The following is a 10595-nucleotide window of genomic DNA, read 5'->3' as shown; positions in this document are numbered from 1 at the left end:
CTCTGTTTTACGAGCCCCCTGTGGCGAAGTACGGCCGGCAGACCCCACCGTCGTAGTCCGTCGCGACCTCCAGCACCTTGCTGCCGTCCTCGGAAGGCAGCAGGCTGGAGCTGTAGTTGGGGCAGGAGTCCAGCTTGTCGGACTTCACGGCGACCGGCGCCGGGATCTCGCGCCAGGCCCCTTCCCCGCCCCTGCTGTTCGTCCAGATCGTGCGCCCGCTGCCCTCGGCCCGGCTGCCGTCCTTGTTGTACATCGCCTGCCCGACCAGCAGCAGCTTGCCCTGCGGATTCCCCTTCTCCGGCGCCCAGGCCAGATTCGGCGCGTGCAGGAAGTACTTGCCGTCCTTCGTCTCGGCGCGGGTGCCCAGGTCGGCCGGGTCGCCCCAGTCCCATCCGTCGGGCGACGTCCGCAGATGCGCGACGCAGGCGTACTTGCCTCCGGCGGCGCAGATCTCGTACGACATGACGTACGTGCCGTTCGGCAGCTTCCGCACCACCGGCATCCCGGGACGGTCCGACTCCAGCTTGCTGGTCACGGTCTCGCGGGGCCCGCTCCACGAGGCGCCGTCCTTCGACCGCACGGCGACGAGCTTCTGGCTGTGGCGCGGGTCGGTCTCGTCGGAGTAGTGGCAGACCAGGTTCCCCTCGGCGTCGATGGAGAACTCCGGCTCCCACAGCCCCCTGGCGTTCGGCGAGGTGGCGACCGTGGACAGATTGCTCCAGTTCCGTCCGTGATCGGTGCTCTTGAACACCCGGATCGACATGCGGGGCTCAGGCTTCTCGTCCTGCCCGAAGGAGGCCGCCCACAGCAGCGTCCCGGCGGGCATGTCGCCGACCTGCTGCGGCAGCTCGTAGAGCGTGGAGCAGCACAGCCCCTTGCCGTCCGCGGCCGCGGGGGCGGCGACGGTGCCCACGTGGCGGAAGCTCCCCCCGCCGTCCGTGCTCTCCTGGATCTCCCCGACGCCATTGCCGCCCTTGTGCGCCACGGACGAGGCGAGCACGCGCCCGTTCGCCTCCCCGCTGTGCTGCAGCCGGATCGCCCGCGGATACAGCGACCCGCCCTCCCCCAGCGCGGCGGCGGGCTTCTGCTGCCCAGGCGCGGCGTTGTTGTTCACCGCCCCCTTCCCGGACTCACTCCCCTCACTGCCCTGCGAAGGGTCGCCGCGGCACGACGCGAGGGACAGAGCGGTGCACGCGGCAACCAGCGTCATGAGGAACGCCGCCGGACCGCTGCGCCGACGTGAACGGAGAATGGTGCTTGTTGGCATGAGCCTTCCTGACGTTGTGGGGGCAAGCGCATATGAACCCTGCGACAAGCCTGCTCGTCGCCGCTGGTGATCCATTAGTGATCCACTAACGCGCCACTAACAGGCTGTCAGAACCACCACACCGAGCACGCCACCGCCCCGCACACCGCTCCAGGCTGCCGAGACGACGCCTTGCGCGTACGCATTAGTTGCACAAGCACTATATTGCCGAGCGCCCAATACCTCCCTCTGCACACCACCCGATGGTCGCACGCCCAACGGGGGCGAACCCCGAAGACCGCATCCGCTACGCTGTGGGTGGTCAGCAGAATGCCTCCGTAGCTCAGGGGATAGAGCACCGCTCTCCTAAAGCGGGTGTCGCAGGTTCGAATCCTGCCGGGGGCACAGCAAAATGCCTGTTCAGAGGCCCTTCCGCCCAACGGGCGGGAGGGCTTTCGTACTCGCAGCACACATATGGCACACATGCCGCTGCGAGCAGCGGTGAGGAGCTGTGCGAAATGCCCGCGAAGGACGAGCTGGCCCGTCGCCGGCACGAGAAGCTGGTTGAGCGGCTTGAGTCGCTGATGCGGGGCGCCCTGAAGCCCGAGCACGAGGGCTACTACGGACAGCTGATCCTCGGCGCGGACGATCTTGCAGAGATGGGCGAACTCAAGGACGTCCGGCGTGCCGCCAGGGAGGCGGGACAGCGCCTCGACTGGAAGACGACCACGCACCTCGTCGGCGGGAGGCTCTTCGTGCTCGACGAGCGCGAGGTGCCCGAGAGGATCGAGCGGTTGGCTGGGGATGCGGCCGCTGCTGCGATGGACCGGTTCTGGGAGGAAAGCCGCCGGCCGCGACTGACCTGATCCACGGCAGAGACGCAAGGGGCCACCCCACCGCTCAGCGCGGTGGGGTGGCCCCTTCTGCTACGGCTCCCCGGCACGTATCAGGCACACATCACGCGGAATCTTCCTCCAAGGCCGCCACCATCTCGGCGGCCTCGCGAGCCTTCCTCTCCGCCTTCTCCAGCTTGGTCTTCGCCTTGGCCAACTGCTTGGCGCGGCGCTTGTGCATCTTCTTCGAGACCTCGTCCAGGCGGTCCGGGAAGAGATGCCCATACGTGTCCAAGGTCAGCGTCGCGGACTTGTGGCCCAGCATCGTCTGTACGACGTTGACATCTGCCCCGCTGGCGATGGCGAGCGAGGCTGCCGTGTGCCTCAGCTTGTGCGGGGTGACCTTGAGGTGCCCCAGCCCGGCCTTCACGACCGCCGGCGCGAAAAATCGCTGACGGAAGTTGCGGGCTCGCAGCGGCCCGCCCTGCGGGGCGGTGAAGAGCAAGTCGTCATCCCTCCGCCCCTGGATGTGTGGCTTCAGCACGTCGGCCAGGAACCGCGGGATCGGTACGGACCGGCGCTCGTGGTTCTTAGGGGTGTCGAGGTAGAGCTTGCCGTTGTCCTCGACGTACGCCTCCACGATGTGAGCCCGGCAGGCGTCCAGGTCGACACGCCCCACCTTCAGCGCAGACGCCTCGCCCCAGCGCAGGCCGGTGTAGGCCAGCAGCAAGATGAACACCCGGTAGGCGCCTGACGCGTTGGCCAGGGCGTCGACCTGCATGTCGTCGAGGTACACGTGGTCCGCCGGCATCGCCTTCGGCAGGGGCACGCCGACAGCCGGGTTGACCGCCAGACGACGAGCCTTGACCGCGTAGCCGAGAACGCGGCTGAGGACGACGTACGCCTTGCGGACCGATCGAGGGCTGAGCTTCCTGCCGCCGGTCGCCTCGCCGGACAGCAGATCCGCGAGCCACTCCGCGATGTCCTCGAAGTGGATGCGGTCCAGCGGGGTGGTGCCCCACTTGGGGATCACATGGACGTCGAGAACGCCGCGGTAGCGGGCTCGGGTTGAGCGCTTGAGGTGGAGCTGGGCCGCCAGCCAGGACTCCGCCGCCTCGGCGAACTTCACCCGCGCGGCTGCGGGATCGCGGTAGGAGCCGTCGTTGAGACGCGCCTCCATCCTTGTCCGCTCCGCCTCGGCGTCGACCTTGCGGGCGAAGGTCTTCATCTTCGGCTTGCCATCTGGGTCGTACCAGCGCACGCGGTAGCGCCCTGGTGGCGTACGCCCCGCGCTCTTGGCTTCCGCCACGGCGCGCACGTAGGCCGCACGCCCTATGCGGTCCTCAATCCAGACCCGCGCCAACTAGCACCCCCTCCGGTCATCACTGGACACCGAGGGAAGCGGCAGGAGCAGGGTCGCGGGAGATACGCCGAGCGCGGTGGAGAGGGCAACAAGGTCGTCTACGTCGCAGCGGTGGTGGGCGCGTTCGGTGCGGCTGAGGGCGGTGTTGGCCAGCGGGTGGCCCAGTGCGGTGCAGCGGGCGGCGAGCTGGTGCTGGGCCAGGCCGCGCACGAGGCGTAGGCGCTCGATGGCGCGGGCGGTGCGGAGGCCGGCGGGTCCTATTTCGACAGGTCGGTTGGGCATGACAGATAGCTGTAACTTGCAGCCGGCCAGCATGGCAAGAGTTAGTTCTTAAACTCTCCAAAAGATGTCCGGGGGCGAAGTGGTGTTCGTCTCGTCGAATTCCGATACATCACGAGCCGTTTTAGCAGAGAGGTTGTGCTACCTTCCCTCCGCGTCAAAAATGTGGGCGATTTGAGCGACTATTGGACGCGGTGTCCGGTGGGCCGGCCGTGTCGCCGCTGACTGCTGGATGCCACCTCTGAGCTGCCGAGGTATCGGATTCCGGCACCTCAGACGGCCGCTCCTCCGCAGAAAATTTCGGACTCCGCGGGAGCGATTTCGGCAACCGGGGATCCGCCCTTACTGTTTTGGTCTTCCCCAGCCACGCCGCCAGAAGTAGCCGGGAGTTCAGAATCCACTCTGGATATTTCCGCTGGTGGTGTGGCCGTGTTGTCCACGCCTGCCATCCAAAACCCTGATTCCGATATGGAGACCTCATTGCCGAACCACTCCCCGTGCCTTGCCGGCGCCGAGCGTGACCAGCTCGCCACTCCCACCGACGTGGCCGCCTACCTCGGGGTGCCGGTGAAGACGCTCTACCAGTGGAAGTACCGGGGCATCGGCCCCAGCGTCCACAAGGTCGGCCGTCACCTGCGCTACCGCTGGCGGGAGGTGGACGCGTGGCTGGACACCCAGAGGTCGTACGACCTCACGGCCTGACCCAGCGCCCGGAGCGGACAACGGAACGGCCCCCGGCGCACCAACGCCGAGGGCCGAAGACTTCCCAACTGATCGCCGCTCCCTGAACGAACGAACTGGTGAGGGGCGGGACCTTGCCCGTCCTGCCCCTCGCCGGAGAGGAACGCCTATGGAGGACTCTACGTCCCCCAGCACCACGAACACCTCCCCCACCGCCTGGCCCACTCCCGCCGTCCCCGGCGAGGGCATCCCCTGGCGCAACCGGGATCAGGCGGACACACGGTCCCCTGCGTCGGGGACCGTCGAACACCCCGCGGATCTGGAGGCACACAGGGACCGTCCCCAGCCGTCTACCGATGCCGCTGTTGGGGACCGTCCCCGCGACGTGCCCGCTGCTCGGTCCCCGCACGTCCCGGTCCCCGTATCGACATCCGGCGCAAACTCGCAGGTCAGCGGCGTGAAATCGGGGACCGGTCCCCAAGAGGCTGCCGCTGCACCAGGGGACCGCAATGGGGACCGTGAGCACGGTCCCCGCCAGCCGCTGGGGACCGACAACCCCGTGGCGGGAACCGCACAGCAGGAGGGGAACGGTCCCGTCGACGCACGGGAACCGGATCACGGGACCGGCTCCTGGCCTCCTTCGGGACCGGCAGGCCCGGGGGAACAGGATTCCAGTGAGGGTGCGGAACTGCTGGATGAATTGCGGGCGGCGATAGGCAAGTACGTCGTGCTGCCCAGCGACGAGGCTCTGACCGCCGTCACCTTGTGGGTGGCGGCCACGCACATCCAGAGCGTTCTGCAGCACGCGCCGCGTCTGGCGGTCGTCGGGCCGACGAAGGGTTGCGGCAAGTCCCGGGTGATGGACGTGCTTCACGAGACCGTCCACCAGCCGATCATGACGGTGAACATGTCCACGGCTGTGCTCTTCCGCGTCATCGGCAAGAACCCGCGAACTATCCTGGTGGACGAGGCCGACACCATCTTCGGCCCCAAGGCGGGCGACAACGAGGAACTGCGCGGCCTACTGAACGCCGGACACCAACGCAACCGACCCGCCTGGCGCATCTCCGGTCCGGAGCACAAGCCGACCCCGTATCCGACCTTCGCCATGGCCGCACTGGCCTCGATCGGCGCCCTCCCCGACACGATCACAGACCGGGCAGTCGTGCTCCGCATGCAAAAGCGCAAGCCTGGCGAGAAGGTGACCCCGTTCCGCTCGCGCCACGCCACACCAGAGCTGAACGCGCTGCGGGACAAAGTGGCCGCCTGGCTGGGACCGCTGCACGGCACGGCCGGCCGCATGGCGCCGACGATGCCGGTGGAGGACCGGGCGGCGGACACCTGGGAACCGCTGGTCATCATCGCCGACCTGGCCAGCGGCCACTGGCCCGCGAGCGCCCGTGCGGCCTGCGTGGCGATGACCCGGTTCGAGGCCGTCCAGGACGAGCAGACCAACCTGAAGACACGGCTGCTGCGCGACATCCACCACGTCTTCGAGGCACACGGCAACCCCGAGGCCCTGTCCAGCCTGGATCTGGTCACCGCCTTGCTCCAGGACCCCGACGCCCCCTGGGCGGAACACGGCACCAAGGGACTCAACGCCTACCACCTGGGCACCATGCTCCGGGACTTCGAAATCCGCCCGGCCAACTACCGGTTCGACAAGGGCAGGCAGGCCAAGGGGTACGCCCGTAACCGATTCCTCGACAGCTGGGCCCGGCACTGTCCCGACCTCACCGAGACGGCGCCCGCCCCCGCGCACGACGCCACGCCCGCGCCCTCGGCCCGGGGCAAGCCGCCCACGGCCCCGGCGGGCTCGCTGCCCGTCGGTCCGCCCGGCGGCCCTGCTGGCCCTAAGCGTGCCCGCTGACCCGCCTCCCCCTGGGTCCGTATCACTGCGTCGCATCCGTCCCCGCGCAGGTCAGCGCGGGGACGGATGTCCTCGCCGGGACGGACTTCTCCGTACCTGCCCGAGTGTCCGTACCTGTCCTGACCAGGCATGGGACGCATGCGACGCACGTGACACACCCCTTCACCACCGGAGCACCCCATGCACGAACAGCACCACGAACTCCCCACAGCTCAGCAGCAGACGCACACCATCTCAGCCCCGGACAGCGCAGCAAGGTATGGCGTTGGACCGTCCAAGGGCCGGTCCAACGCGGATGCCTCCGCCCCGGGGGTGGCGGAGGACCTCGGGCACCAGGGGGTGCCCGAGGAGGAGCAGCCCGCCGACGCGCCCGAGCAGTCGCTCGTCGTCCGCGCCGACGATGCTCTGCGTCGAGTCGCCCGCCGTCGTGCCCGCGAAGACGTCCAGCGCAAGGAGCGTGTCGATGTCCGCTACAGCGTCGACGAGAAGCACGCGATCACCACCAGGGCCCGCCAGATGGAGATCGCCGCCGCCCACCTCGTCGGCGCCCTGGTCATGGCCTACCTCGACGGCAACCTCCGCCTCCCCGGCCAGCGCACCCAGTTCGACGACGTGATCGACGAGCTCGCCTCCCTGCGCGCCCAAGTCGCCGCGATCGGCAACAACGTCAACCAGATCGCCTTCCGCCTCAACGTCGGAGGCGACCCACACCCTGTGGACACCACCGTCCTGACCCAGGCGGAGCGCACCTTGGACACCGTCCGCGTCACGATCCGCGACATCGCGGCGGTCATGAACCACACCGTCTCCGCGAAGGCGGCCGGATGATCGCGAAGATCAGCAGCGGCAAGGACACCGCCGGCCTGATCAGGTACCTCTACGGCCCCGGCCGAGCCAACGAGCACACCGACCCGCACCTGGTCGCCTCCTGGGACGGCTTCGCCCCCGACCCCGGCCGCAGCAACGACTTCAACGCCACCAGGAAACTCCTCGTAGCGGACCTCGACCTACGCCTCCACCAGGCCTAGCGCCTCGGCCGGGCACCACAGCAGCACGTGTGGCACTGCTCCCTGCGCGCCTCCCCCGAAGACCGCACCCTCAGCGACGACGAATGGGCCACGATCGCCCGCCGCATCGTGGCCGCCACCGGCATCGCCCCCGAAGGCGACCCCGACAGCTGCCGCTGGGTCGCCGTACGCCACGCCGATGACCACATCCACATCGCCGCCACCAAGGTCCGAGGCGACCTGCGCACCGCCCGCCACTGGAACGACTACCTCACCGCCGACAAGGAACTCGCCACCGTCGAAAGGGACTACGGCCTACACCAGGTCATACGCAGAGACCGCACCGCCGCGAAACGCCCCACCCGCGCCGAGCAGGAGAAGGCCCTCCGCACCGGCCATCAGCGGGCCGCCCGCGAACGCCTGCGCTCCACCGTCCGCACAGCGGTCTCCGTCGCCACCAGTCCCGAAGAATTCCTGGACATCCTCACCCGCACCGACAACGTGCACCTGGACATCCAGTACTTCCCCTCCGGCGACATACGCGGCTACAAGATCGCCCTCGACGGCGACACCAACGCCGCAGGCGAGCCCATCTGGTACTCCGGCTCCAAACTCGCCCCCGACCTGTCCTTCCCCAAGATCCGCGAACGCCTCATCGACCTCGACACTCCACCCACCCCCGCACCGGAAAACCACCGCCGTCCCAACCCCTGGCACCAGGCCACCGCAGCCGCCGAACCCATCCCCCACCGCCTCGTACAAGCCGACGACGCAACCGCCCAGGCACACGTTGCCGCCTTCGGCGAAGCCCTCGACGTTCTGCCGATACTCGCCCCCAAGAACCTCCGACCCCAGCTCCAGCAAGCCGCCATCACCTTCGAACGCGCCACCCGCTCCCGCATCCGCGCCCAACAGGACCAGGCCCGAGCCCTGCGCAGCGCCATCCGCGCTCTGCGCACCACACCCGTCACCGGGGACGGGTCTGGCCTCGCGATGTTCCTCGACGTCGCCCTCCTGGTCGTCACCGCCGCCGCCCACTGGCACCGGCTCCGCCAACACGACCAGCAGGTCACCGCCACCCACCAGGCCGCGACTCATCTCCAGGCCGCCTACCAAGAAGCAGCGCGCGGACCCCTGGCTGCCCTTGCCCGGCGTCAGCCTCCGGCGCGCACCGTCGAACGGCACGCGAATCAGATCCGAGCCGTCGTGCCCGACTACGCGGAACGGGTCCTCGATGACCCTGCATGGGCCGCACTCGCCACCGTCCTCACCGAAGCCGAGACAGCGGGCCATGACCCCGAGCGTCTTCTGCAACATGTCGCGCGCCAGCGCACCCTGGACGACGCCCACTCGGCCGCACAAGTCCTCACCTGGCGCATCCTCCGCCTCTCCCAGAGGCAGGCACCCAGCGCTCGGGCGCGGGCGGCCCAGACTCGGTCCATCGTGCGGAGCGTTCCGTCGCCAGCGGAGGTGTCACCTGCCAGGACCGTGCAGGGAGGGCCTGCTCCTCATGGACCACGCCGGTAGGCCGCTGGGGGCGCTCCCCGATAGTCCTGGCAAGTTAGGGCAAGTTCCTGGCTAAGCAGCCGAGTCACGGGCAAGCTCTGGCACAGAGATCGTTACCGGCACCCGAGGAGGTCATCATGGCCCTGATCAAGCTCGGTAAGGACCCGGAGAGCCCCAGCGGCGGCTCCCCCACCGTCTACCTCGACGATGAGAAGGACACCTACGTCGTGCAGGGGTGGAAGGTAGAGGACGACGAGCGGCTCGGGCAGATGGACATCCCCGGACATGAGACGGTGGTAGAGATCCCCCGGCGCATGGTGCAGTTCTTCCAGGAGGTGAAGAAGGGTGACGAGGACCCCGACGTTTGAGGAACTGTTCCGCGACTGCCAGAGGACTGCGGTCCACCTGGAGATGCGTGACGCCTACATGAAGTCGGACCCGGCCTTCATCGACTGGAAAGCCGGCGTGGTCCTCTATCCGGCGGCGCGCTGGGCCGACTGGCACGCCATCGTCACGGAGGCGACCTCACGAGGTGTCGAGGTTCGGCGCGCCCGCGTTGTGTCGACACCAGCCAGCGAGTACATCCGCTTCGAGTACGACGTGACCGACGGGCTTAACATCGCTGCTGGCGAAAGCGTGCGGTGGCTCTCGCGGCGCAACGCGACCGACATCGCACTTCCGGGCAACGACTTCTGGTTGTTCGACTCCAGCCTCGTACTCGTCAACCACTTCGACGGCGAGGGCGAGAACATGGAGGTCGAACTCACGGAGGATCCGGAGGCGGTGAAGCTGTGCGAGTCGGCCTTCGAGGCCGTATGGAAGCGGGCAACGCCGCACGCGGAATTCGAGTTGACCTGACAGTCCGAACAGCACCGTCACACTGACATGACATCGCCCTCTTCGAGCGTCCAGGAAGCCCGCAAGGCGCTCGGCCAACGCCTGGCCGAGATCCGTCAGGCAGCCGGACTCACCAAGCGAGCGCTGGCCCAGTGCCTGGGTTGGCATGAGTCGAAGGCTTCACGCTTCGAGAGCGGCACTCGTGCCCCCTCGGAGCGTGACCTTCGCGATTGGTGTTCCGCGTGTGGCGCGGAGAATGAGACCGAGGATCTCATCTCCACAGCCCGCGGAATTGAGGGCATGTACGTCGAGTGGCGCAAGATGGAACGCCATGGGCTCAAGTGGGCACAGGAGGCCGTGGTTCCACTCTGGGAGCGAACCGAGCGCTTTCGCATCTACTCGCCCTGGCTCATCCCCGGCCCCGTGCAGACGGCCTCGTACATCACCGCACTTCTGACCTCAATTCGTGACCGCCGGGGACTCATCGACGACGTGCCGGCGGCCGTAAAGGTGCGCGTGGAGAAGCAACAGGTCGTCTACGGGAAGCGTAAGTTCGCCATCCTCCTGGAAGAGAGCGTCCTGCGGTACCGCATCGGCGGCACTGAGGTGATGGCCGGCCAGCTCGGCTATCTCCTCAGTGTCATGGCCCTCCCGTCGGTGAGCATCGGCATCATCCCCCAGGACGCCGACCGCTCCGGCCTGTGGCCCGTCGAGGGATTCTTCCTGTACGACGACGAGCTGGTGAACGTCGAACTGATCTCGGCTCATCTCACCGTCGTCCAGAAGAACGAGCTTGCCATGTATGCCAGGACGTTCAGCGAGCTGGCCGAACTTGCCGTCTACGGCCCCGCCGCACGTGAACTCATCACCGGTGCCATCGAATCTCTAGGGTGAACGTCCGGCAAGTTCGGGCACACTCGTGGTGCCCTACCCCTGCCCTTTCCTAGCTTTATTGGCACGGATGAAAGCGTGC

Annotated in this window: 10 protein-coding genes, 1 tRNA gene and 1 pseudogene; 9 read left to right on the top strand and 3 right to left on the bottom strand. The window is 68.0% G+C overall.

What is annotated here, in order from left to right:
* Positions 1–7: 7 nt before the first annotated feature.
* A complete protein-coding gene (locus tag ACZ59A_RS09465) occupies positions 8–1114 on the bottom strand; it encodes an exo-alpha-sialidase (RefSeq protein ID WP_470955706.1) in 1107 nt (368 codons plus the stop codon).
* A gap of 464 nt (positions 1115–1578) precedes the next feature.
* On the opposite strand from ACZ59A_RS09465, the gene ACZ59A_RS09460 reads away from it, so the two are divergent.
* Both ACZ59A_RS09460 and ACZ59A_RS09455 read left to right on the top strand, forming a co-directional pair.
* Positions 1579–1651: transfer RNA gene (locus tag ACZ59A_RS09460), tRNA-Arg, on the top strand.
* Positions 1652–1764: 113 nt separating this feature from the next.
* Positions 1765–2112 (top strand): hypothetical protein, encoded by a 348-nt coding sequence (locus ACZ59A_RS09455; protein WP_470955703.1) that lies wholly within the window; start codon positions 1765–1767, stop codon positions 2110–2112.
* A 91-nt stretch (positions 2113–2203) separates the two neighbouring features.
* Here the strand turns inward: ACZ59A_RS09455 and ACZ59A_RS09450 are convergent, their stop codons facing one another.
* On the bottom strand, positions 2204–3388 hold the full coding sequence (locus tag ACZ59A_RS09450; RefSeq protein WP_385147264.1) for a tyrosine-type recombinase/integrase: 1185 nt from the start codon (positions 3386–3388) through the stop codon (positions 2204–2206).
* A 54-nt stretch (positions 3389–3442) separates the two neighbouring features.
* Complete coding sequence (locus ACZ59A_RS09445) at positions 3443–3724, bottom strand: helix-turn-helix domain-containing protein (protein WP_470955700.1); 282 nt, start codon at positions 3722–3724, stop codon at positions 3443–3445.
* Between the two features lie 465 nt (positions 3725–4189).
* Here ACZ59A_RS09445 and ACZ59A_RS09440 point away from each other — a divergent pair, with 465 nt between their 5' ends.
* From ACZ59A_RS09440 to ACZ59A_RS09410, 7 genes and pseudogenes are all read left to right on the top strand, one after another.
* Positions 4190–4423, top strand: a complete 234-nt coding sequence (locus tag ACZ59A_RS09440) for a helix-turn-helix transcriptional regulator (RefSeq protein WP_470955697.1) — start codon at positions 4190–4192, stop codon at positions 4421–4423.
* Positions 4424–5102: 679 nt separating this feature from the next.
* Complete coding sequence (locus ACZ59A_RS09435) at positions 5103–6272, top strand: DUF3631 domain-containing protein (RefSeq protein WP_470955694.1); 1170 nt, start codon at positions 5103–5105, stop codon at positions 6270–6272.
* 180 nt (positions 6273–6452) lie between these two features.
* Positions 6453–7100 (top strand): MobC domain-containing protein, encoded by a 648-nt coding sequence (locus ACZ59A_RS09430; RefSeq protein ID WP_470955691.1) that lies wholly within the window; start codon positions 6453–6455, stop codon positions 7098–7100.
* A pseudogene (locus ACZ59A_RS09425) lies at positions 7097–8806 on the top strand (relaxase/mobilization nuclease domain-containing protein). The gene ACZ59A_RS09430 and the pseudogene ACZ59A_RS09425 overlap by 4 nt, the downstream one beginning before the upstream one ends.
* Positions 8807–8922: 116 nt before the next feature.
* A complete protein-coding gene (locus ACZ59A_RS09420) occupies positions 8923–9153 on the top strand; it encodes a hypothetical protein (RefSeq protein WP_251770713.1) in 231 nt (76 codons plus the stop codon).
* Positions 9131–9643 carry a DUF6879 family protein gene (locus ACZ59A_RS09415; protein ID WP_470955688.1) on the top strand — a complete coding sequence of 171 codons (513 nt, stop codon included), beginning with the start codon at positions 9131–9133 and terminating at the stop codon, positions 9641–9643. Before ACZ59A_RS09420 ends, ACZ59A_RS09415 begins: the two co-directional genes overlap by 23 nt.
* 27 nt (positions 9644–9670) lie before the next feature.
* On the top strand, positions 9671–10516 hold the full coding sequence (locus tag ACZ59A_RS09410) for a helix-turn-helix domain-containing protein (RefSeq protein WP_470955685.1): 846 nt from the start codon (positions 9671–9673) through the stop codon (positions 10514–10516).
* The last annotated feature ends 79 nt before the right edge of the window (positions 10517–10595 follow it).

The sequence above is a fragment of the Streptomyces sp. NPDC040405 genome (genome assembly GCF_055595765.1).
Note: the sequence above shows the minus strand (reverse complement) of the source record. Positions and strands in the feature narration are given on the sequence as shown.